At 29.7% G+C, this 23,449-nt stretch carries 20 protein-coding genes and 1 tRNA gene; 15 read left to right on the forward strand and 6 right to left on the reverse strand.

Annotated features, from left to right (window positions below; all coding sequences use genetic code 11):
* Positions 1 to 78: 78 nt before the first annotated feature.
* Entirely contained in the window at positions 79 to 717 is a 639-nt protein-coding gene (locus tag EGM88_RS05485; RefSeq protein WP_162497547.1) for an HAD family hydrolase, read from the forward strand.
* A gap of 27 nt (positions 718 to 744) precedes the next feature.
* Here EGM88_RS05485 and EGM88_RS05490 read toward each other — a convergent pair whose 3' ends face one another.
* Positions 745 to 3,417 carry a putative LPS assembly protein LptD gene (locus EGM88_RS05490; protein WP_238988386.1) on the reverse strand — a complete coding sequence of 891 codons (2,673 nt, stop codon included), beginning with the start codon at positions 3,415 to 3,417 and terminating at the stop codon, positions 745 to 747.
* A 114-nt stretch (positions 3,418 to 3,531) separates the two neighbouring features.
* Here EGM88_RS05490 and EGM88_RS05495 point away from each other — a divergent pair, with 114 nt between their 5' ends.
* The 9 genes from EGM88_RS05495 (at position 3,532) to EGM88_RS05535 (ending at position 13,788) form a co-directional block, all read left to right on the forward strand.
* Entirely contained in the window at positions 3,532 to 4,647 is a 1,116-nt protein-coding gene (locus EGM88_RS05495; protein WP_123896965.1) for an N-acetylmuramoyl-L-alanine amidase family protein, read from the forward strand.
* 64 nt (positions 4,648 to 4,711) lie between these two features.
* A complete protein-coding gene (locus tag EGM88_RS05500; protein WP_123896966.1) occupies positions 4,712 to 5,662 on the forward strand; it encodes an MlaD family protein in 951 nt (316 codons plus the stop codon).
* A gap of 352 nt (positions 5,663 to 6,014) precedes the next feature.
* Positions 6,015 to 7,331, forward strand: a complete 1,317-nt coding sequence (locus tag EGM88_RS05505) for a (Fe-S)-binding protein (protein ID WP_123896967.1) — start codon at positions 6,015 to 6,017, stop codon at positions 7,329 to 7,331.
* Between the two features lie 266 nt (positions 7,332 to 7,597).
* The gene (locus EGM88_RS05510) at positions 7,598 to 8,377 is read left to right on the forward strand and encodes a (Fe-S)-binding protein (protein ID WP_123896968.1); all 780 of its coding nucleotides are present in this window, start codon (positions 7,598 to 7,600) and stop codon (positions 8,375 to 8,377) included.
* 18 nt (positions 8,378 to 8,395) lie between these two features.
* Positions 8,396 to 8,998: an SPOR domain-containing protein gene (locus tag EGM88_RS05515; protein ID WP_123896969.1), complete on the forward strand. Its 603-nt coding sequence runs from the start codon at positions 8,396 to 8,398 to the stop codon at positions 8,996 to 8,998.
* A 113-nt stretch (positions 8,999 to 9,111) separates the two neighbouring features.
* Positions 9,112 to 10,038: a 1,4-dihydroxy-2-naphthoate polyprenyltransferase gene (locus EGM88_RS05520; protein WP_238988387.1), complete on the forward strand. Its 927-nt coding sequence runs from the start codon at positions 9,112 to 9,114 to the stop codon at positions 10,036 to 10,038.
* Positions 10,039 to 10,201: 163 nt separating this feature from the next.
* Positions 10,202 to 10,588 (forward strand): hypothetical protein, encoded by a 387-nt coding sequence (locus EGM88_RS05525; RefSeq protein ID WP_123896970.1) that lies wholly within the window; start codon positions 10,202 to 10,204, stop codon positions 10,586 to 10,588.
* A 154-nt stretch (positions 10,589 to 10,742) separates the two neighbouring features.
* Complete coding sequence (locus tag EGM88_RS05530; RefSeq protein ID WP_123896971.1) at positions 10,743 to 13,016, forward strand: TonB-dependent receptor domain-containing protein; 2,274 nt, start codon at positions 10,743 to 10,745, stop codon at positions 13,014 to 13,016.
* A 91-nt stretch (positions 13,017 to 13,107) separates the two neighbouring features.
* Positions 13,108 to 13,788 (forward strand): metal-dependent hydrolase, encoded by a 681-nt coding sequence (locus EGM88_RS05535; protein ID WP_123896972.1) that lies wholly within the window; start codon positions 13,108 to 13,110, stop codon positions 13,786 to 13,788.
* A 120-nt stretch (positions 13,789 to 13,908) separates the two neighbouring features.
* Here EGM88_RS05535 and EGM88_RS05540 read toward each other — a convergent pair.
* Positions 13,909 to 13,980, reverse strand: a tRNA-Arg gene (locus EGM88_RS05540).
* Between the two features lie 203 nt (positions 13,981 to 14,183).
* Between EGM88_RS05540 and EGM88_RS05545 the strand changes: the two genes are divergently transcribed.
* From EGM88_RS05545 to EGM88_RS05555, 3 genes are read left to right on the forward strand one after another with little or no spacing between them, the layout of a single operon-like run.
* Entirely contained in the window at positions 14,184 to 15,218 is a 1,035-nt protein-coding gene (locus tag EGM88_RS05545) for an o-succinylbenzoate synthase (RefSeq protein WP_203229431.1), read from the forward strand.
* 29 nt (positions 15,219 to 15,247) lie between these two features.
* Positions 15,248 to 16,165, forward strand: a complete 918-nt coding sequence (locus tag EGM88_RS05550; RefSeq protein ID WP_123896973.1) for a CPBP family intramembrane glutamic endopeptidase — start codon at positions 15,248 to 15,250, stop codon at positions 16,163 to 16,165.
* Positions 16,158 to 17,240: an AMP-binding protein gene (locus tag EGM88_RS05555; protein ID WP_203229432.1), complete on the forward strand. Its 1,083-nt coding sequence runs from the start codon at positions 16,158 to 16,160 to the stop codon at positions 17,238 to 17,240. Before EGM88_RS05550 ends, EGM88_RS05555 begins: the two co-directional genes overlap by 8 nt.
* Before the next feature lie 33 nt (positions 17,241 to 17,273).
* Here EGM88_RS05555 and secA read toward each other — a convergent pair whose 3' ends face one another.
* The 4 genes from secA to EGM88_RS15750 form a co-directional block, all read right to left on the reverse strand.
* Positions 17,274 to 20,612 (reverse strand): preprotein translocase subunit SecA, encoded by a 3,339-nt coding sequence (secA, locus tag EGM88_RS05560; protein ID WP_123896975.1) that lies wholly within the window; start codon positions 20,610 to 20,612, stop codon positions 17,274 to 17,276.
* 340 nt (positions 20,613 to 20,952) lie between these two features.
* Complete coding sequence (locus EGM88_RS05565; protein WP_117883287.1) at positions 20,953 to 21,174, reverse strand: DUF2795 domain-containing protein; 222 nt, start codon at positions 21,172 to 21,174, stop codon at positions 20,953 to 20,955.
* A gap of 103 nt (positions 21,175 to 21,277) precedes the next feature.
* A complete protein-coding gene (locus EGM88_RS05570; RefSeq protein WP_123896976.1) occupies positions 21,278 to 21,853 on the reverse strand; it encodes a cob(I)yrinic acid a,c-diamide adenosyltransferase in 576 nt (191 codons plus the stop codon).
* A 196-nt stretch (positions 21,854 to 22,049) separates the two neighbouring features.
* Positions 22,050 to 22,202, reverse strand: a complete 153-nt coding sequence (locus EGM88_RS15750) for a hypothetical protein (protein WP_162497548.1) — start codon at positions 22,200 to 22,202, stop codon at positions 22,050 to 22,052.
* A gap of 171 nt (positions 22,203 to 22,373) precedes the next feature.
* Between EGM88_RS15750 and EGM88_RS05575 the strand changes: the two genes are divergently transcribed.
* Complete coding sequence (locus EGM88_RS05575; RefSeq protein ID WP_123896977.1) at positions 22,374 to 22,949, forward strand: DUF4126 domain-containing protein; 576 nt, start codon at positions 22,374 to 22,376, stop codon at positions 22,947 to 22,949.
* Positions 22,939 to 23,409: a hypothetical protein gene (locus EGM88_RS05580; protein ID WP_123896978.1), complete on the forward strand. Its 471-nt coding sequence runs from the start codon at positions 22,939 to 22,941 to the stop codon at positions 23,407 to 23,409. Before EGM88_RS05575 ends, EGM88_RS05580 begins: the two co-directional genes overlap by 11 nt.
* The last annotated feature ends 40 nt before the right edge of the window (positions 23,410 to 23,449 follow it).

The raw sequence follows: 23,449 nt of genomic DNA on the forward strand, positions 1-23,449 counted from the left end.
TGGTATGTTTTAATTATATAACAAAAAGTTAGTCTTAGTAAAATAGGTATTAATAGCATTAAAAAATAGAAGTTAATTTTGAAGTATAAATGTATTATTTTTGATTGTGATGGTGTTTTGGTAGATAGTGAAGCTATTTCTACACAGGTAATGGTAGATTTATTAAAAACAGTTGATTACCATATTAATATAGAAACTGCTATTGATTTGTTTACTGGTTTGGCTTTAAAAGATAATTTTGCTTTAGTAGAAAAGGAAATTGGTAAAAAATTACCTGATAATTTTGAAGATACCTATAGAAAATTATCCTTCGAGGCTTTTCAACGTGATTTACAACCTATAGATGGTGTTCAAGCATTGTTAGAAAAACTAACTGTACCTTATTGTGTTGCTTCTAGCGGCCCTGTAAATAAAATTAAATTAAATTTAAAAATCACTAATCTGTTACCCTATTTTGATAATAATATTTTTAGTTGTTACGAAATTAAGAGTTGGAAACCAGAACCAGATATATTTTTACATGCAGCTAAAACTATGGGATTTTCTCCAGAAGACTGTGTTGTAATTGAAGATAGCTTGCCTGGTGTTACTGCAGCTAAAGCAGGAGGTTTTGATGTTTTTGCTTTGGAAAATGAGAGTAATAAAACAACGTTAAAAAATGTTGATGTTTCTACTTTTAAAAAGATGAGAGATTTAGAACGTATTTTAGGTTTATAAATAACCATAGAAAAGAATTACAAAACTTTAAAATAACGTTCTGTCTGGTACCTTACGCTTATCATACTTAATATCACTCAACACAGAAGATTTTATTCCAATAAAGAAATAATAAGTTGTGCTATTTCCAAAAGGTACCCAGTTAAAACTCATTCTCCAGCTATCAAGATCACGTTCAAAACTTAAATTGGTAAATGTGATACCTTTATTTTTAAAATCGTAACCCGAAGATAAACCAACGCTCCATTTAGGAGATAATTCTACATTACCTGAAAATTGAAGAGAGTTGTTTGATATTTCGTTTTGCCTATTAGAATTAGAATACCCAACATTATATCTAAGGCTTAATTTCCATGGAAAAGTAGCTCCATAAAGTTTAGCTACTTTTGTTGTGCTTTCTTCTTGATCATCTTTAGTATTTCTCGCTGTCAAATCATTTCCAAAAAGACTCTCACCATCACTTTGTGAACCTCCAGGTTTTTCATTTTTCTTTGGGTCGGCATCTTTTTTTAGAAATGTATCACTAGATAAAGAATAACTGGCAGACATATTAGCTTGTGTTAACCTAAACAAACTACCATCATTATTAATATTAAAAGTGTTAATTCTTCTACCACTTGCACTTAGTGCATAAGGGTCTAAAGTTGCACTAGCATTTAAACTTAATTGATTGTCAAATAAAGAGGTTCCTGCTGTTACCCTAACAGGACTCCATCTTAGTGAATCAGCGGCAACATTATAACTAGTTGAGAAGTTAAGGTTGTTTAATAAGGTAATTTTTTTTGGTTCTGTGGTAGTAGAATCTTTAGACATCATTTTTGCTTCAAAAGTATTGTTTAAACTAAGACCAATACTGCTAGATAATCCTCTAGAAGGAGAACCATATATACCTCCGTCAAAACGACTATATTCAGCTAAATCATTAGGGTCTTCGCTCTGTTGTACTTCGTCATAAAAATAACTAAAATCAGGTCTATAATTAAAGGAAACAGAAGGACGCATTACGTGACGAATTGCTTGTAATCTTCCTTTTTTAAAATTAAACATTCCATAAATGGTAGTTGAAGCGGAAACTCCACCTGAGTACTCTCTAAATGAATCAAACTTATTAATGGTGTCTCTTTCAATCTCATCAAGATCTTGATTATATCTTTGGTTTACTGTTTTTAAATACCAAACTTCGTTATAGTTTATAGAAGGAGAGAGCGTAATGTACTTTAATGCTTTCATATTCGTACTGGCAGACACGGTATGTTTTGCACCAGATTTAGCATCTTTTAAAGAAAAAGAATCATCAGTAGTAGAAACCCTATTTTGAGCATCAAAATTATAACTTAAGCCAATGTTATGAATAGCATTTTTCTTTGCTCCTGATTTTGGAGCAAATGGGTAAATTCTATCCATTCCTATTTGTAAAGAAGGCAGAGTCATATCAATTTGTTCAGTATTGGTATTCTGGCTATGAGTTAAAGCTAGGTTCATATTAAAAGGGGTACCAACAAATTTTTTATAATAATTTATAGAAGAATTAAAACTGTTGGTAACACTTTGTGAAATATTATATTCGTTTAACGATTCTTGAAAGTACTTACTACTACCAAGGTTTACAGAAACTGAAAAACGAGAATTTGGTGAAGCTTGTGTCGATGGACTATGTGACCATCTTACATAAAAGTTATTTCTTTTATTATAACTGCTAAATCCACGTTGTCCAGTGATTAAATTTTCAAATCGTAAACTAAAATTTCCTGAAAAACGATAACGAACAGAATAATTAGATTCAAATCGCATACCCCAACTCCCATTGGTGTAAACATCTCCTAACACGGCAAGGTCAACATAATCATTAATAGCAAAATAATACCCACCATTTTGTAAAAAGAATCCTTGATTACTGTTTTCGCCCCAAGTAGGAATTAAAAATCCAGAAACAGAACGCTCTTTAGTAAGCGGTACATAAAAGAAAGGTAAAACAGCTGGTGTGGGTACATCTGCCAATTTAAGTTGAGAAAGTCCTCCTACTATTTTTTTACCGGGTACCAATTTAATATTTCTGGTAACAATCTCATAATCAGGTTTTTCTTTTGTAGATGTAGTAAAATGAGCTTTATCTAAATAAAAAACAGAGTCGTTTTCACGTTTAGTAATTTCTCCTCTAACAATTACACCTTCTTGAACCGTTGAGGTATTATAGATAATAGCTTTTTCATTTTTAAAATTATAGACTAGAGAATCTTGTTCACTTTCTTGTCCAGCTTGTTTAAATTTAGGTTTTTGAACATATGTTCCAGTACTGTCAATAATTCCTTTGGCATAAGCTAAGTTTTTTTCATAATCAATAGTAATTGTACCTGCTTTTAGCTCAATATCTTGATAATAAATTTCTGCGTTGTTATATAAAATAGCTTTTTTATTGATAAAATCGTTTTGAACATAATCAGAAGCTTTTTTAATAATATTATCTTCTAAAAATTCTTTTGGTTGAATTGAGTCTACTTTAGTGGTATCAATAGGTTTTAGGGTTGAAGCATCAGGTAGATTGATGGTGTCACTAAAAGAAAAACCTTTAATTCCTACAATTTGATTTTTAACTGGTTTTAGAGAATCCCTTTTTTGACTTATGTTTTGAGCATTTATTGACAGGCAACTTATCCCTAAAAAAAGGAAAACAAAAACTATATACTTAAAATTTGATTGCAATGCTATAAATAGTATTTTTGTAAACGTTAAATTTGGCTTAGTTTTTGAAATTACAAACTTACATATATTTTTTAAGCCGTTTCACCTAAAGAATAGTTAATAATTAATATTTTTATGAATAATTCGTTTTCTAGATTAACAAATAAGAAATTTATATTTTTATTATTTGTTTTAATTATAGGGCTTCAGACTTCTACTATTTATGCTCAACAGAAGTTTAAGGTAGTAATAGATGCTGGTCATGGAGGTACAGATCCAGGAAATACAGGGAATGGATATTCAGAAAAAGATATAGTTTTAAAAATTGCTTTAGAAGTAGGTAAGTTACTAAAAGCAGATAATAGTATTGAAGTAATTTATACTCGAGACGATGATACTTTTGTAGAATTACACGAAAGAGGTAGTATTGCACAAAAATCAAAAGCAGACTTGTTTGTTTCTATTCATTGTGATGCTTTCCATAAATCTTCTGTTCATGGAGCGGGTACATTTGTATTGGGATTACATGAAAATGATAGAAATTTTGAGATTGCAAAAAAGGAAAACTCGGTTATATTATTAGAAGACAATTACAAAGCAAATTATGATGGTTTTGATCCTAATTCACCAGAAGCTGTAATAGGCTTAACGTTAATGCAAGAAGAATATTTAGATCAAAGTTTAGCATTGGCAAGTTTAATTCAAAAAAATATGGTTGGTTTAGGTAGAAAAGATAGAATGGTAAAACAAGCCGGTTTTTTAGTACTTCGAAATACTTTTATGCCTAGTGTATTAATAGAAACAGGTTTTTTAACAAACAAATTAGAAGGGGCTTATTTAAATTCAAAAAAAGGTCAACAGGAAGTAGCTAAATCTATCTATAAAGCTATTAAATCTTATAAGAAGCAAATTGATGCTAATACGGTTGTTGATGTGCCACCTGTAAAAAAAGAACCTAAAGAAGACAACAAATCAAAAACTAGAATTATTAAAGGTGTTGATTTTAAAGTACAAATTGCTTCAAGTACTAAAAGAATTAGTACAGAACATTATAATTTTAAAGGTTTAAAAGGTGTAGAGCGTGTTAGAGTTGGGGCACATCATAAATATTATTATGGGTTTACTTCTGACTATAATAAAGCATTGGCTTATAGAGCAGAGGCAAAATCAAAAGGGTATAAAGGAGCATTTATTGTTGCTTTTAAAAATAAAAAAAAGATTTCTGTTAAGGAGGCGTTAGCATCTAAGTAAAAAAACAAATCGTTCTATTCACGGAAATTATTAGTAATATTGCTAATCAGAGATAACACTATTTATGGCAAATATATCAAGAGAATTAAAGACAGGAATTATTGCAGTTCTTACCATTGGAATTTTTATTTGGGGATTTAATTTTATAAAAGGATCTAATCTATTTGATAGTAGCAGACATTTTTTCGTAGAATATGAAAATGTTCAAGGGCTGTCTGTTTCAGCTCCTGTAACAATAAATGGACTAACCGTAGGAACCGTAGATAAAATTTATTTTCATCCTAATAAAGTCGGAGTATTGGTTGTGAATTTTTCTTTAGAAAATAATTTTAAATTCAGTAAAAATAGTATTGCAGAGATATATAGTCCTGATTTTATCAGTGGAAAATCTATAAAAATACTTCCTTCTTTTGATGGAGATAATGCTGTTTCAGGCGATACATTAACAGGAAAAATTGAGGCAGGAATTTTAGGAGCTTTAAATGATCAAATTGCACCACTTCAAGCAAAAGTAACAAGTTTTATAACAAATGCTGACACCTTATTAGTAGGTATAAATGCGGTGTTTAATCAAGAAACTCAAACCAATTTAAAAAGTGCTATAGCATCTTTAAACACTACATTGTCTACATTTAATACAGCCTCAAAGTCTTTAAATATAATGTTGGCTGAAAATGGGAAAATAGACTCAGTTTTAACAAATGCTTCAATAGCTTCAAGCAATTTAGTGAGCTTAACAGATTCGTTAAATGAGTCTCAAATAAAAGAAACTGTTTTACAATTACAAAGTACAATTACAAAATTTAATGGTATTTTATCTACAATTGAAAATGGAGATGGAAGTATTGGTAAATTGCTTAAAGATGAAGGGTTGTATGATAATTTGGAGGCGGCCTCTAAAGAAATGGAAGAACTTCTTTTTGAATTAAAGGTGAACCCTAAACGATTTGTTCATTTCTCATTATTTGGTAAAAAACCTAAACCTTACAAGCCAGAAGAAGTTGTTGAAGAATAATTAATGTCTTCTTTTAGCAATTGTTTTTAAATGATAATTGCATTGGGTTCTGTTGTTATTTTGTATTGTTCTTCGATTAACTTCATGTTTATTTTGTGTGCTTTTTTTTATTTTTATTAAGATTGTTAAGATTTGGTTAATAACTAATTGGGATTAAATCACATAACATAAATATTATTCATTAGTTTTACTTTATGTTGATTACGTAACTTTGTAGGTTTTATAGTGTTGATATTCAGCTATATATATTGTAAAGGGATGTTTTGAACATGCAGATTTGTTGAATGTTTATTCTTGCTTTTTTAGCATTTTAATTAAAAATAGAAACGTATAAAACAACATTACTATCTAAGTGCAGTACATACCAAACATACTTTTTGCCATTTTATTAATTATTGGCATTGGTTTTTTTATGAAAAATATAAAAAAGCTAATCCGTAATATTAAATTAGGAAAATCTGTTGATAGAACAGATAATTCTAATTTACGATTAAAAAATATGATTAACATTGCTTTGGGGCAGTCTAAAATGGTTAGGCGACCAATAGCAGGCATACTTCACATTACTGTATATGTAGGTTTTATAATTATTAATATAGAAGTACTAGAAATTATTATTGATGGACTTTTTGGTACGCATAGAGTACTTTCATTTTTAGGAGGTTTCTATGGGTTTTTAATCAGTAGTTTTGAAGTATTAGCTCTTTTAGTGTTGCTATCTGTTATTATTTTTTGGATTCGCAGAATGATACTTCGTATTCCAAGATTTTGGAATAAAGAAATGAAAGGATTTCCAAAAAATGATGCCTTATATATTTTATACTTTGAAATGATTTTGATGGTTTTATTTTTAGTGATGAATGCCACAGACAGTTCATTTCAACAAGCAAATTCAGGAAATTTAATTAGTCAATTTATAGCTCCATGGTTTAAAAACCTTAATCCTGATTTACTACATGGTATAGAAAGAGTAGCATGGTGGTTACATATTATAGGTATTTTAATATTTTTAAATTATTTATATTACTCTAAGCATTTACATATTTTATTGGCTTTTCCAAATACCTATTATGCAAATTTAAATCCTTTAGGGAAATTTAATAATTTACAATCAGTTACAGAAGAAGTTAAAATGATGCTTGACCCTAATGCAGATCCTTTTGCTAATCCTCCTGAAAATACTGATGAGACTGAGAATGATACTATGCCTGAAAAGTTTGGAGCGGAAGATATTTTCGACTTAAATTGGGTACAATTGATGAATGCCTATACGTGTACTGAATGTGGAAGGTGTACTTCTGTTTGTCCTGCAAACATTACAGGGAAAGAATTATCTCCTCGAGCGATTATGATGAAAACAAGGGATAGGGTAGAAGAAGTCGGAAAAAATATTGATAAGAACGGAAAATTTGAAAATGACGGTAAGAGTCTGTTTGATTATATTTCTCATGAAGAACTTTGGGCATGCACAACATGTAATGCTTGTGTAGCTGAATGTCCTGTTGACATAGACCCATTGTCAATAATTATGAGTATGAGACAATATTTAGTGATGGAAAAATCAGCTGCTTCTCAAGAATTAAATATGATGATGACAAATATTGAGAATAATGCTGCTCCATGGCAGTATAATCAATTGGATAGATTAAATTGGAAAGATGAAAATTAAATTTTAGAATGTTCTAAAATTTAATTTATAGAAATATATTGTTGTAATGATGTTTATGTAATAATATTACTTTCACTATAACATTGAACGATTTTAAAACGGGAAAAATTAAATAATTGAATTTTCTTCTAAAAGAGAGATGAAAAATTAATAAGGTAATGTCAATTTGTAATTTGTTATCACTTTAGAATGTTTGATATGGGTGATTGTGAAATTAATAGATAACAAAATCAAAAAGACTTTAAATAACTCTAAAAAATTATATTATGAATGTACCTACCATGGCTGAACTTGCAGCTCAAGGAAAACAACCAGAAGTTCTGTTTTGGGTTGGTTGTGCTGGTAGTTTTGATGATAGAGCTAAAAAAATTACCAAAGCTTTTGTTAAAATTTTAAATAAGGCTGAGGTTAGTTTTGCAGTATTGGGAACAGAAGAAGGGTGTACTGGAGATCCTGCTAAACGTGCAGGGAATGAGTTCCTTTTTCAGATGCAAGCAATGACCAATATAGAGGTCTTGAATGCCTACGAAATAAAAAAAATAGTTACTACATGCCCACATTGTTTTAATACAATTAAAAATGAATATCCACAGTTAGGTGGTAATTATGAAGTAATGCACCACACCCAATTTTTAAAATCCTTACTTAAAGAAGGGAAAATTAAAATAGAAGGTGGTACCTATAAAGGTAAACGAATTACATTTCACGATCCTTGTTATTTAGGTAGAGGTAATGGAATTTATGAAGCCCCTAGAGATTTAATTCAAAAATTAGAAGTTGAATTAGTAGAGATGAATCGTTCTAAACGTAATGGTTTATGCTGCGGAGCTGGAGGAGCTCAAATGTTTAAAGAACCTGAAAAAGGAAATAAAGACATTAATATTGAGCGTACCGAAGAGGCCTTAGAAGTAAAACCAGAAATTATTGCCACAGGTTGTCCTTTTTGTAATACCATGATGACAGATGGTATTAAAAACAAGGAAAAAGAAAAAGATGTAGATGTGTTAGATATTGCAGAACTAATTGCAAATGCAGAAGATCTATAGTTTAAATCTCAACTAGTTATGCCATATATTAAAGATAAAAACTTAGTGAATATTTATGAAGAGGTTGATAAAGCTAATCAAACCATAAATAAATTAAATAAGTTACTTAAAGAAGAAGAAGAGAATAATTCTATTTTAAGGAAACATAGAATTATTTTGGGCATTTTTGGCTTATTAGCACTAATATTATTTTTATGGTCTTTTTTACCAAAAACAAATGCAATTGATGAAAAATATTTAATTAAAAATAATCTATCATTAATAGATAACGATACACTACAGCGTTTAAAAGAGGCTCAAGAAGAGTTAATTATAGTAAAAGAAAGTACAAAAGGAATTGTGGCAGAAACAATCGTTTATAGTATTCAAATTGGTGCGTTTAACAATTTTAAAGCAAGATTATTTTCTGATAATTTAACTCACATGAAAGAATTTACAGAAGGAGGTTTTAATAAATATGCTATTGGTAACTTTGCTACTTATGCGGAAGCTTTAGTATTAAAAGAAGACTTAAAAAGGTTAGGGTTTACAGATTGTTTTATTATTGCTCAATCTTATGGAAATCCCGTTAATATAAGAGAAGCTTTAGAATTAAGTGAAGAGACTCAATATTTAAACTAAATTTTTGTAAATAATCTTCATTACAATGCAATGATTTATAATTTCTTATGTATAGAATAGTAAATATACTGCAAAAACTAATGTACTAATCATTAATTTTAGAATTCTAGTCCTTGAACGCAAAATCCCAAATCCAAGACTCAAAATCTAAGGCTTTATTTAAAGCAGCTCGTTTACGAACTTTACCATTGTCAGTATCAGGAATTATTGTTGGTAGCTTTTTAGCCACTCTACATGGTTTTTTTGATTGGAAAATATGCTTATTGGCATTAATAACCACTACTGGTTTTCAGGTGTTATCTAATTTTGCAAATGATTATGGAGATGGGGTAAAAGGAACCGATAATAAAGAAAGAATTGGACCACAACGAGCCTTGCAAAGTGGAATAATTTCTCCTAAAGAAATGCTCAATGCTATGATAATTACAGGCATACTCACTTTTTTAATTGCTCTATTATTATTGTACTTTTCTTTTGGAAAATCTAATATCTATTACTTTTTACTGTTTATAATATTAGGTTTGGCGAGCATAGCTGCAGCCATAAAATATACTGTGGGTAAAAAAGCTTATGGATATAGTGGTTTTGGAGATGTGTTTGTTTTTTTGTTTTTCGGTTGGCTTAGTGTTGTTGGAAGTTATTTTTTATATACAAAACAACTTTATTGGGATGTTTTTTTACCAGCAACAGCGGTTGGCTTGCTAAGTGTTGGGGTATTAAATTTGAATAACCTTAGAGATAGAGTTTCTGATGAGAAATCTAATAAACACACCTTAGTTGTGAAAATAGGAGAGAAAGCAGCAAAAAATTATCATTATTTGATATTGATTATAGCATTTCTATTGACTATTCTATATATTAGCTTACATTATAACTCTCCCAAACAATTCTTATTTGTATTGGCTTTTATTCCAATTTTTAAACATTTAGTGACTGTGTATCAAAACAAGGATGCTGCAAAATTAGATCCTGAATTAAAAAAATTAGCTCTGAGTACATTTCTGTATGCCATTCTTTTTGGAATAGGTCAAATTTTATAATTAAAACACTGTTTAGATGCATAATACGAATAAAATTCAATACTAGAATCTTTTAAAATTTATTTTTAGAAATGTATCAAAAGTTACTTAACTAAGTAGTTATGATAAATATCATTTCAACTACAATCAATTCAACTTAAATTTGGGCTATAATTGTTTATTAGTGAAACAAATTTGGGTTTACATATTTATAATTCTTTATACATTTACTTTAATAAGACCAATTGTTCCTGTTATTGAATATGTTGTTGATTATGATTATATAGCAACCGTTTTATGTATAAATAAAGAGAAACCTGAGCTTCAATGTAATGGACAATGCCATTTGTCTAAAAAAATAGCAAAAACTTTACCTATTAAAACAAAAGATAAGCAACCTGTTTTACCTGCTGTAGAGTTTGATAAGTACATTATTTCTAATCATAATACCAACCAACGGGTATTTAAATTATTTAACTTTTCCAAAAAATTAAATTTTTTTTTAAGTAAAATAGGTAAAACAAAAAATTACATAACTGCTGTTTTTCAACCACCAGATTTTTTAGTTTAATCTAAGTTTCAAGCTTGTTTTTTTAATTAAAAACTTAGTCCATTTAATAAAATTATTTGGACACTATCAGTATGTTCTAAAGTGACTTTTCTAAAAGTTGTTTTAAGAATAGATACTGTATTTGATTATAGAATAATAACTAAAAAATATAATAATGAAAAACTATATTTTAATACTATTAATCATGGTATTATCAACAGTGAGATTGTTAGGACAACAACTTACTGTAAAGGGAAAAATTATAGATGCCAATAACAATAAGCCAATTGAAGAAGCTTCTATTCAAAACAAAAATACAACTCAATTTACAACTTCGAATAAAGATGGTAGCTTTGAAATTATTGCTAGTATCAATGATGTTTTGGTAATTAATCACGTTAGTTTTATTACTAAAGAAATAATGGTTGTCTCAGAAAAGTTATTTATTACTTTAGAAGATAAATTAATTAATTTAGATAATATTATTGTAGAGGCAGATGTTTTAAGAGATTTATCTCAGTCTACAGTTATTGTAGAAAACATTAAAAGTACTACACAACCTAGAAACGTAGGTGATCTTTTTAGAGACATAAAAGGTTTTGGTATTCAAAAAAGAGGAGCATATGCTTCTGAACCTATATTTAGAGCTTTTAAATATGAACAACTGAATATACAATTGGATGGAGGAATGAAAATTGTAAATGCCTGTCCTAATAGAATGGACCCTATAACTACGCATATTATTTCAGATGAGATTGATAGGATAGAAGTTGTTAGAGGCCCATTTACTGTTAGATTTGGTCAAAATTTTGGAGGTATAATTAATTTGGTGTCCAAAAATTTAAATTCAGTTTCAAACGGAATTCATGGAAGTATTGATGCCGGGTATGAAACCAATGGACAAAATATATCTACTACAGGAAATATTATTTTTAAAGGAGAAAAATTGGACTTATCCCTGAATGGTGAGTATCGCGATTATGATGATTATAAAGATGGTAATGGAACCGAAGTTCCGTCGTCTTTTAGAACAACCGATTATTCAGTTAAATTGGGATATAATCCTACAGAAAAACAACGATTACAGTTAAGTTGGAGACAATCTTTTGGTAGAGATATAGATCACGCAGGTTTGCCTATGGATTCTCCGTATGACGATAGCTTTTTGGCAGGAATAGATTATAAAATTTACGAATTGTCTCCCTTAGTAAATTCGTTTTCTATAAAAGGCTTTTATTCTGAAGTAGATCATTTAATGACTAATGATAATCGTCCGAGTTTTAATGCAACAGAAGCTTCATCAAATGTGTTTTCAACCACTTATGGAGGTAAAACAGAGTTCGTTTTATCACCAAATAATAACTTATTTATTTTTACAGGTTTAGATGCTAATTTAATAGAGAGGGATGGAGACAGAATAAGAACTGTAAAGATAATGAATGGAAATACCTTACCAACACCTAAGGTTTTTACAGATAAAATATGGCAAGACTCTGAAGTGTATGATTTTGGGGTATTTATTGAAGGAAAGTATAGGTTATCAAACAAATATACACTGACAGCAGGTTTGCGTTCCGATTTTGTACATGCAGCTATTAATGATCCAGAAGAAGATTTTTTACAATTTTATGGAGGTACCATTGATGATGCCAACGAAACAAATTTTAGTGGAAATGTTTCTGTAAAATATAAAGAAAATAATAGTCAAATACAATTGGCATTAGGTAGAGGAGTAAGAACTGCTTCAATGATTGAGCGATTTGTGAATCACTTTAGTGTTGGTGTTGATCCTTATGAGTATGTTGGAAATCCAAATTTAGATCCTGAAATTAACAATCAAATAGAATTGTCATTTAATAAAAAGTATAGTCAAATAGAATTTGGAGCTAGTGTTTTCTATTCTTATATTCAAGATTATATACTACCTATAGTAGATGAAAACATACCAAGAAAATTTATGCCTACTGCTCAACCATCTGTTGCCAAACGTTTTGTAAATATAGATGAAGCAACACAAGCCGGGTTTGAATTTTATTGGAATTATAAAATAACAGATCATTTTAAATTTTCTTCTGATATTTCTTATACCTATGCTCAAAATGAAGAATATAATGAGCCTTTAGCTCAAATAACACCGATGACAGCACATGCTGCCTTAAAGTACCAAAAAAGTAATTATTGGTTAAACTTAAATTCGAGATTTGTAGCAGCCCAAAATCGAATATCTGAAAGCTTTATGGAAACAGCTTCTGAAGATTTTGCTACATTTGATTTCAGTATAGGTGTTAAACCAATAAAAAATTTGACTATTGGAGCTTCTGTTTTAAATATTTTTGACGAAGCTTATTATGAACATTTAAATTTTTCATATAATAATTCTAATTTTTTATCAGGAAGAATATTTGAACCAGGCAGAAATTTTACTGTAAAAGTGAATTATCAGTTTTAATTGCGTTTTTTGTGTTGTTAAAACAGCCGTTGCAAGCTGTATTAATTGCAGCTTTTTTGTAAATTGTAACTTATTTATAAAATTTATTATTATGAAAATTACATATTTAGGTCATGCTTCTTTTAGTATTGAGGTTCATGGAAAAGTGATTATAGTAGATCCTTTTATTAGCGGAAATGAACTTGCTAAAGATATAAATATTAATACTTTAGAGGCTGACTATATTTTAATAACTCATGCTCATAGTGATCATATATTAGATGTAGAAACTATCGCTAAAAATACGGGTGCAGCCATTATTTCTAATTTTGAAATTGTAACTTATTTTGAACCAAAGGGTATAAAAGGTCACCCGATGAACCATGGAGGTAGTTGGGAATTTGATTTTGGTAAATTGCACATGGTAAATGCTATTCATTCTAGTTCTTTTCCAGATGGTAGTTATGGCGGAAATCCTGCAGGGTTTATATTAGAAACCTCACATCATAAGGTATATATTGCAGGAGATACAGCATTAACTTATGATATGAAGTTAATACCCATGCTTTATGGTCAATTAGATTTAGCAATTTTACCTGTTGGCGATAATTTTACTATGAATATAGAAAGTGCAATAATTGCTTCTGACTTTGTAGAATGTAATAAAGTTTTAGGCTGCCATTTCGATACTTTTGGTTATATAAAAATAGACCATACCGAAGCAATTAAGAAATTTGCAGATAAGGGTAAAGAGCTAAATTTATTAGCTATTGGAGGTAATATTAAATTATAAATCTACTACTAATTATTTTCTTAAATTTTATTGTGTTGAGGTGTGTAAGTGCAATGATTGTATAGCAAATCTCAACACAATAAAATTTAGTATTAAACTTTTCCTGAAGTAAAAAAAAAGTACCCTCGCCAAGAATCGAACTTGGATCTAAAGTTTAGGAAACTTCTATTCTATCCGTTGAACTACGAGGGCTTTTTTTAGATTTTAGAATTGAAACTTTTAATTCTGAAACCTATAAGATTTAAAAATTATCATTACTAAAAGTGAGTGGCAAAATTAATAACAATTTTAAAAATAGGCTTATAATATGTAAACTAAATTTTTTGAATTTGAACTCTTAAAACTATGATTTATTTGTATTTTGTCAATCGAAATTTTTAGAATTATAGATGATAATGAAAGCAACTTTTAAAAAATACATTCTTAATTTTAAACAACCAAGTGGAACTTCTCGAGGAATTTTAAAAACCAAAGAAACCTATTTTTTAGTAGTAGAAGATGGTTATAAAAAAGGAATAGGAGAGTGTGGACTTTTTAGAGGGTTAAGTGCTGATGATAGAAATGATTATGAAAATAAGTTACAATGGCTTTGTGATAATATAAATTTAGAAAAAGACAATTTATTAAAAGCTTTAATTGAATTTCCGTCTATTCAGTTTGGATTGGAACAAGCCCTTTTGTCTTTTAAAAGTAGTGATAAATTTACATTGTTTCCTTCAAAATTTACGGAAGGCAAACAAGCTATTTCCATAAATGGATTAATTTGGATGGGGACAGTAGATTTTATGAAACAACAAATAAAAGAAAAATTGGCTGATGGCTTTACCACTATAAAACTTAAAATAGGAGCTATAGATTTTGATAAAGAAATAGAGTTGTTAAAATTAATCCGTAAAGACTATACCGCTAATGAAATTGAATTAAGGGTAGATGCAAATGGAGCATTTGCTCCAGAAAATGCTTTAGAAAAATTAAAGCGTTTGTCAGATTATGATTTACATTCTATTGAACAGCCAATTAAAGCTGGACAATGGCAAGAAATGGCATTATTGTGTGAAAAGACACCATTACCTATTGCATTAGATGAAGAGTTAATAGGAGTTTTTAAAACGACAGATAAGCAAAAACTTATTGAAACCATTAAACCACAATTTATTATTTTAAAACCAAGTTTGGTAGGTGGTATTAACGGTAGTAATGAATGGATTGAAGTTTCAACTAGCCAAAAGGCATTGTGGTGGATTACTTCTGCCTTAGAAAGTAATATTGGACTCAATGCTATCGCTCAATATACGTACAGTTTAAAAACCACCATGCCACAAGGTTTAGGTACAGGAGGTTTGTTTACTAATAATTTCAATTCTCCCTTAGAGGTTAAAAGTGGACAATTACATTATAACTCTAAATTAAAATGGCAGTTTAGCTTATAAAACTTACTTTTGCTAAAGAAATTTACAGTATGAATTTTATACAACAAGCTTATAAAGGTGAACCTCACTTTTGGAAATATCTATTGCCAACTTTAGGACTTCTCAGTATTTTTATTTTAAATAGTATTTTAATTTCAGTTTTAGACTTAGATAGTAATGAATTGCTTCGCAAGAGCATTTTAGAAAAGGGTGCTAATCGAGTATTCTTTGAAAATTTAGTTGTATTTGTTGTATTTCTTGGAGGTTTATTTCTTTGGGTAAGATTTGTAAATAAACAATCCATTATTTCGTTATCTACCTCAAGAGAACGTATTGATTTAAAGCGTGTTGTATTCTCCTTTAGTTTATGGGGAATTATTACTGCAAGTATGATTGTATATTCATATTTTGATGCTCCAGAAGATTTTGTGTGGAATTTTAAGCTGCATAAATTTTTAGTTCTTGCCTTTTTGTCGATACTATTTCTTCCCATTCAAACGAGTTTTGAAGAATACTTTTTTAGAGGATATTTAATGCAAGGCATAGGGGTGTTGGTGAAAAATAAATGGATTCCATTACTTGTTACTTCTGTTTTATTCGGCTTGATGCATTTAGCAAATCCAGAGGTTGATAAACTAGGACCAATTATAATGATTTACTATATTGGAACAGGCCTGTTTTTGGGTATTATAACGCTAATGGATGACGGTTTAGAATTGGCTTTAGGTTTCCATGCTGCCAATAACTTAGTTACCGCACTTTTAGTTACATCTGATTGGACAGCATTTCAAACAGATTCTTTATTACTAGATATTTCTGAACCATCAGCAGGGTTAAATGTTATTGTTCCTGTTTTTATACTTTTTCCAATATTATTGTTTATTTTTTCTAAAAAATATCATTGGAACAACTGGAAAGAGAAGTTGTTGGGAAAGGTTGTAAAACCTAATGCAATTACTAATGATTAACACAAAAATCCATAAAAACTTTAAACTTAACGGAATAACTTTTAATTCTGTTGAAGAATTATTGAGCTATTCTAAAGGATTATCTCCAAGTATTAATAGATTATTTAAGAATTGGTTTGATGCTAGTAAAACAATAAAAGTTCAAACTTCAGGGTCAACGGGTACTCCTAAAAGTATTGCTTTAAAAAAAGAATATATGATAAATAGTGCCAAGGCAACAGGCACTTTTTTTAATTTAAATGAGAATACAACTGCTTTATTGTGTCTTTCAGCTGATTATATAGCAGGTAAAATGATGTTGATAAGAGCTCTAACTTTAGGATGGCATTTAGATGTAATAGAAGCTAGTTCTAATCCTTTGCAAGGTGTTGATAAAACGTATGATTTTAGTGCAATGGTTCCTATGCAGGTTTATCATTCATTGACAGATTTATACAAGGTAAGAAAGTTAATTGTTGGTGGAGGTGCAGTTGATACTAATTTGTTGATAAAATTACAATCCGTTTCAACGGAAATATTTGCTACTTATGGAATGACTGAAACCATCACGCATATTGCAGTAAAAAGATTAAATAAATTCTCTTTAAATGAAAGTAAATCGATGCACTCGGTTTATAAAATTTTACCGAATGTGAACATATCAATAGATACTAGAAAATGTTTGGTTATTACTGCACCAAAAGTTTCTGATGAGAAAATAATAACCAATGATTTGGTTGAAATTGTTTCTGAAAAAGAGTTTAAATGGTTGGGGCGTGTAGATAATGTTATTAACTCTGGAGGCGTAAAGTTAATTCCTGAACTGATTGAAGAAAAATTATCGGAAATTATACTTCAGCGTTATTTTGTAATTGGTGTTCCTGACGAATTGTTAGGCGAAAAATTAATATTAATAGTTGAGAAAGGAAATTCAGATATCACGTCAAGTGAAATAGAAAATTCTATTCTAAAACTAAAATCTTTACAGAAATTTGAAATTCCAAAAGAAATTTATTTCTTAAAGAAGTTTGTTGATACAGAAACAAAAAAAATCCAACGTCAAAAAACATTGGATTTAATTCTTAATAAATTGTAATTTTTTACAACGAATAAACTACTTAAAAAAGAGTTATTCTACCAACACCCATTCACCTTTTTCAATTAATGGAATTGCTTGTTTGTATTTCACTTCTTTGCTTTCGCCGTTCATCACATGTTTTATAGTAACACGTTCATTTCTGCCAATTTTTCGTTCTTGCCGAACAATGGTTTCAGTAACTTGTTGCTCTTGAGTTTGGTTAGTGCTAGTCTCTTGAGTAGGACTGTTAAAGTCTGCTTTACTAACTTGAACCTTTTCTCGTTTTTGCTCTTTTGCTTGTGATATTTGCTGAGCATTTTGATTTGGCAATTCTCCTTTAAATAAGAATGATAATACTTCTTTATTCACCTTGTCCAACATCTTTTTGAACAATTCAAAAGCTTCGAATTTATAAATCAAAAGAGGATCTTTTTGCTCGTATGTTGCATTTTGAACCGATTGTTTTAAATCATCCATTTGACGTAAATGATCTTTCCAAGTTTCATCAATAATGGCCAAAGAAATATTCTTTTCAAAATCAGCAACTAGTCCTTTTCCTTGGGTTTCGTAAGCTTCTTTAAGATTGGTTACAACATTTAAAGTTTTCACGCCATCTGTAAAAGGTACTGCAATACGCTCATATTGATTTCCTTGTTTTTCATAAACATCTTTAATTACAGGATAAACAGCTTCTGCATTTCTAGCTATTTTATTTTGGTAATTTTTATAAACAATTCTAAACAACTCATCAATTAAATCTTGAGCAGATTTATTTTGAAATTCTTCTTTTGTGAAAGGTGATGAGCTAGAAGAAAAACGAATTAGTTCAAATTCAAAATTAGAATAATCATTGTTAGGCTTATTATCCATTACAATAGCTTCACAAGTATCATAAACCATATTTACAATATCAACTTGTAAACGCTCACCGTAAAGAGCGTGGCGACGACGTTTATAAACTACCTCACGTTGAGAGTTCATAATATCATCATATTCTAAGAGTCGTTTTCTAATACCAAAGTTATTTTCTTCAACTTTTTTCTGAGCTCTTTCAATAGATTTAGAAATCATAGAATGTTGAATCATTTCACCTTCTTTTAATCCCATTCTATCCATCATTTTTGCAACACGTTCAGATCCGAATAGTCGCATTAAATTGTCTTCTAAAGAAACATAAAATTGTGAAGAACCAGGATCTCCTTGACGCCCTGCACGACCACGTAATTGTCTATCTACACGTCTAGAATCATGACGCTCGGTACCTATAATTGCCAAACCACCGGATGCTTTTACTTCGTCAGATAATTTAATATCTGTACCACGACCAGCCATATTTGTAGCAATGGTAACTACACCAGGATTACCTGCTTCTGCCACAATATCGGCTTCTTTTTTATGCAATTTAGCATTTAATACATTGTGTCTAATTTTTCTTATGGTTAACATTCTGCTTAATAATTCAGAAATTTCAACAGAAGTTGTTCCAACTAAAACGGGTCTTTTTTCTCCAACTAACCTTACAATTTCATCAATTACCGCATTGTACTTTTCTCGTTTAGTTTTGTAAATTAAATCTTCCTTGTCTTGTCTAATTAAAGGCATGTTTGTTGGTATTTCAACAACATCTAATTTGTAGATTTCCCAAAATTCACCAGCTTCAGTAACCGCAGTACCTGTCATTCCTGAAAGCTTATTATACATTCTAAAATAATTTTGTAATGTAATGGTTGCGTAAGTTTGGGTTGCATCTTCAATTTTTACATTTTCTTTGGCTTCAAGGGCTTGATGTAACCCATCAGAATACCTTCTGCCATCCATAACACGTCCTGTCTGCTCATCAACAATTTTAATTTTGTTATCCATAATCACATACTCAACATCTTTTTCAAATAGAGTATATGCTTTTAAAAGTTGATTTAAAGTATGGATTCGTTCACTTTTTATACTAAAGTCTCTAAACAACTCTTCTTTAGCTTTTGCAACCTCTTCAGGAGTTTCATTTTCTTTTTCAATTCTAGCAATTTCCATACTCAGATCTGGTAAAACAAAGAAATTATCTTCTTTGTTATCATTCCCAGAAAGGTATTCAATACCTTTATCAGTTAGTTCAATAGAATTATTTTTTTCGTCGATAACAAACCATAATGCCTCATCAATTTTAGGCATTTCTTTATTGTTATCTTGCATATAAAAATTCTCTGTTTTTTGCAACAGTTGTTTTATACCTTCTTGACTTAAAAATTTAATTAAAGCTTTATTTTTTGGTAATCCTCGATATACTCTAAGTAAATGAAAAGCACCTTCTTTTTCATTACCTTCTGCTATCATTTTTTTAGCATCGGCTAATACTCCTGTTAAAAAAGAGCGTTGTTTGTTAACAATGTCATTTACTTTTGGTTTTAGCTCATTAAATTCGTGTCTATCACCTTGAGGTGTAGCACCAGAAATAATTAAAGGTGTACGAGCATCATCAATTAATACGGAGTCTACCTCATCAATAATGGCATAATTATGAGGTCGTTGTACCAAGTCTTTTGGATCATGAGCCATGTTATCGCGTAGGTAATCAAAACCAAACTCATTATTGGTACCATAAGTAATATCGGCATTATAAGCTTTTCTTCTTGCGTCTGAATTCGGTTGATGATGATCAATACAATCTATACTTAAACCATGAAATTCAAAAAGAGGTCCCATCCAGGCGGCATCACGTTTTGCTAAGTAATCATTAACGGTAACTACATGTACACCATTGCCTGTTAAGGCATTAAGGTAAATAGGTAAGGTGGCTACTAATGTTTTACCTTCACCAGTCATCATTTCAGCAATTTTACCTTGATGTAATACAGAACCTCCAATAAGTTGCACATCATAATGTATCATATCCCAAGTGATGGCTTTACCAGCTGCATCCCATGAGTTTTTCCAAATAGCATAATCGTCTTCTAAGGTAACATAATCGTTAGTAGCAGAAATTTCTCGATCAAAAGGAGTTGCTTTAACTTTTAATTCAGAATTATTTACAAAACGTTTTGCTGTTTCTTTAACTACGGCAAATGCTTCTGCTTGAATTTCTTTTAATGTATTTTCTGATGCTTCATAAGCCTTTTCTTTTAAGAGATCAATTTCTTTATAGATTTCTTCTTTTCTATCAATATTTGCAGTTTCAAGCTCGGTTGTTAGTTCGGCAATTTTATCATCAAAATCTTTTCTTGATTCTTTAATTTTCTGCTTAAATTCTGTTGTTTTAGCCCGTAACTCATCAAGGCTAAGGCTTCCCATTTTACTTTCAAAAGTTCTAACTTCATCTACTATAGGCTGTAGCTGTTTTAAGTCTTTTTTGTTTTTATCGCCCACAAAGACTTTAAGGACTGAATTTAAAATACTCATATATTTTTTATTTTAATACTGAAAAATTTTCAATATTTAATGTGAATCTAAAATAATGTTATTCTGATTAGAATCCATTTTTTTAAACTAAATCGTTCAACAAATGCAATACCGATACTAAATCTAATTAGTAAACTAGAAATAAAATTAACACCATCATTGTCAAAGAAGTAAATCAATAGAATACCAACAGTGAAAATTAAAACTCTAAAAAAATAATTTTAGTCACATCTATATTTTAGACAAATATAAGAATATGAGTTATTAGAGTTTGTTAAATTTTATTTAAAGCAACATAAAATTCAAAAAAAAAAGTCTCAAAAATGAGACTTTAGATTTGTTAATATTCATCCTCGTTCCAAAGGAAGTCTTCATCCGTTGGATAATCTGACCAAATTTCTTGAATAGACTCATAAGAATCATCTTCATCTTCAATAGCTTGTAAGTTTTCTACTACTTCAAGCGGTGCACCAGTTCTGATAGCATAATCTACTAACTCATCTTTGGTGGCGGGCCAAGGAGCATCACTTAAATAAGACGCTAATTCTAAAGTCCAATACATAATAGTAATTAATTTTTAAATTTTTGCAAAAGTAATTTTTTTAAGGAAAAAAGCAAGTTTTTTATGTATTAATTTTAAATTTATTTAAAAGAACATAGTTTTACTAATTATTTTTGCTTGGAACCCAAGGTATTTCCTTAATTTCGTTATCGTAAGTCAATTTTCGTGCCAATACAAAAAGGTAATCAGAAAGCCTGTTTAAATATGTTAAAATAAGTTCATTTATAGTTTCATTCTCATTTAAATTGACTGTCAAACGCTCTGCACGCCTGCAAACACATCTCGCGATATGACAGAATGACACAGTTTGATGACCTCCTGGCAATACAAAATTAGTCATTGGGGGTAACGTTTCTTGCATTGTGTCAATTTCTTGTTCTAAATAGTCAACTTCTTCTTTAGAAATTTTAGGTATGTTCAATCGTGCTTTTCCATTTTTTAATGTTTCTTTATCTCGTGGAGTCGCTAACATTGCTCCGATGGTAAACAATTCATTTTGAATTTTAAGTAAAGTGTCAGCTGTACTTTTATCTATTTTTTGATCTTTTAGTAGACCAACGTAAGAGTTTAGTTCATCTATGGTGCCATATGCTTCTATCCGTAAGTGATATTTTGGTACTCTAGTACCTCCAAAAAGTGATGTTTGTCCTTTATCTCCAGTTTTTGTATATATATTCATGGTAACTAATTATTGAGTGGCTAAGTTATTGAGTTATTTAGCGATTTAAAAATATAATACAAGAAGATTTTGCTAAATTTTTTATAAAAAATAGCATTACTTTTTAGCAATGTGAAGCTAATGGATTTAATAATGAAAATAATTATTTTAAAAGGATGAATATATAGTAGGTTTATAATTTAAAGACGTTATTTATTTAAATTATAATTCCGGTCCATTTTAAAGCGATTATAACCAGTATTAATGAGACGCCTGTTATGAATAATGTTTTTACAACCTTATCCCAAAATTGAGGACCAAAAGGTTCTGAATTTTTTTCGTCATCAAATCTATGTTGAGAATGATACATAATAGTTTTGTTTATACTCAAATGTAGGTCATTGAATAGTAAAAGAAAAATTTTGTAAATAAATAAGGGGAAAATCCTAATGAAAAAAGGGGAAAAATCCCCATTTTATTTAAGATGTTAAAAATGTAAGTATATTTGTGTTAAAGTATATAGGTTAAAATATATTAATATATGCCCGAAACAATTTTTAGTGTTTTATTAGGTATTGGTCTAGCAGCATCGGTTGGTTTTAGAGTGTTTGTGCCACTTTTTGCATTGAGTATAGCCTCCTATTATCAAGTTATTCCTTTGAATGAGAACTGGGAGTGGATTGGAAGTTCAGCAGCTATGATTACCTTAGGTATTGCAACTGTTGTAGAAATAGGTGCATACTTAATACCTTGGCTTGATAATGCTTTAGATTCAATTGCTGTACCTCTGGCGGCTATTGCGGGTACAGCGGTGGTATTATCTACTGCAGCAGATTTAGATCCTATAACCACTTGGTCATTGGCTATTATTGCAGGTGGTGGTACAGCAACTGCAATAAAAACTTCAACTAGTACAGCTAGGTTAACATCAACAGCTACAACTGGAGGTTTTGCCAATCCGATAGTTTCTACAGTTGAATCAGGGACTTCTATAATAATGTCAATTTTGGCATTAGTAGCTCCTGTATTGGCTATAATTTTTGTAGCTTTAATATTATGGCTAATTTTTAGAGTTTTTAAATGGTTTAAACCAAGAAAACAGTCAAATGAACAATAATATACAGCAAAACAATATTTTTAAAACGTTACAAATTATTTATGGTGCATTTGTTTTAGGTGTAGTTATAGTTACAATAGTTTCCTTTTTGTTAATAGAAAATCCTTCTTATGAGATAGAGTTGTCTAATGTATTTACAATTGTAGTGGTGGTTGTTACTTTTGGAGGATTGTTTTTAAGTGATTTTTTATACAAATCTTTACTTTCTAAAATAGTATCAAATCAATCTTTAAATTCTAAGTTAGCCCAATACCAAACAGCTACTTTAGTAAAAGGTGCTTGTTTAGAGGCTCCAGCAATGTTAGCCATAGCAGTAGCTTTTACTTCAAATAATGTTACTTTTTTACTCATATCTCTATTTATAGCAGTGATTATGTATTTGAAATTTCCTAAAAAGGAAAAGTTTAAAGAAGAGGTGACATTAAATTTTGAAGACAAAACAAAATTTGATAGACTTTGAAAATGTGTCAATACCTATGTGTTACTTGTTTGTTTATTAA

Source organism: Aureibaculum marinum (assembly GCF_003813905.1).
Taxonomy (GTDB): domain Bacteria; phylum Bacteroidota; class Bacteroidia; order Flavobacteriales; family Flavobacteriaceae; genus Aureibaculum; species Aureibaculum marinum.

Excerpts from the sequence above, each read along its gene's own strand:
- EGM88_RS05515 (WP_123896969.1), top strand. The coding sequence starts at position 8,396 with ATGCCATATATTAAAGATAAAAACTTAGTGAATATTTATGAAGAGGTT.
- EGM88_RS05565 (WP_117883287.1), bottom strand. The coding sequence starts at position 21,174 with ATGTATTGGACTTTAGAATTAGCGTCTTATTTAAGTGATGCTCCTTGG.
- EGM88_RS05575 (WP_123896977.1), top strand. The coding sequence starts at position 22,374 with ATGCCCGAAACAATTTTTAGTGTTTTATTAGGTATTGGTCTAGCAGCA.
- EGM88_RS05555 (WP_203229432.1), top strand. The coding sequence starts at position 16,158 with ATGATTAACACAAAAATCCATAAAAACTTTAAACTTAACGGAATAACT.
- EGM88_RS05570 (WP_123896976.1), bottom strand. The coding sequence starts at position 21,853 with ATGAATATATATACAAAAACTGGAGATAAAGGACAAACATCACTTTTT.
- EGM88_RS05535 (WP_123896972.1), top strand. The coding sequence starts at position 13,108 with ATGAAAATTACATATTTAGGTCATGCTTCTTTTAGTATTGAGGTTCAT.
- EGM88_RS15750 (WP_162497548.1), bottom strand. The coding sequence starts at position 22,202 with ATGTATCATTCTCAACATAGATTTGATGACGAAAAAAATTCAGAACCT.
- EGM88_RS05530 (WP_123896971.1), top strand. The coding sequence starts at position 10,743 with ATGAAAAACTATATTTTAATACTATTAATCATGGTATTATCAACAGTG.
- EGM88_RS05495 (WP_123896965.1), top strand. The coding sequence starts at position 3,532 with ATGAATAATTCGTTTTCTAGATTAACAAATAAGAAATTTATATTTTTA.
- EGM88_RS05510 (WP_123896968.1), top strand. The coding sequence starts at position 7,598 with ATGAATGTACCTACCATGGCTGAACTTGCAGCTCAAGGAAAACAACCA.
- EGM88_RS05580 (WP_123896978.1), top strand. The coding sequence starts at position 22,939 with ATGAACAATAATATACAGCAAAACAATATTTTTAAAACGTTACAAATT.
- EGM88_RS05500 (WP_123896966.1), top strand. The coding sequence starts at position 4,712 with ATGGCAAATATATCAAGAGAATTAAAGACAGGAATTATTGCAGTTCTT.
- EGM88_RS05545 (WP_203229431.1), top strand. The coding sequence starts at position 14,184 with ATGAAAGCAACTTTTAAAAAATACATTCTTAATTTTAAACAACCAAGT.
- EGM88_RS05550 (WP_123896973.1), top strand. The coding sequence starts at position 15,248 with ATGAATTTTATACAACAAGCTTATAAAGGTGAACCTCACTTTTGGAAA.
- secA (WP_123896975.1), bottom strand. The coding sequence starts at position 20,612 with ATGAGTATTTTAAATTCAGTCCTTAAAGTCTTTGTGGGCGATAAAAAC.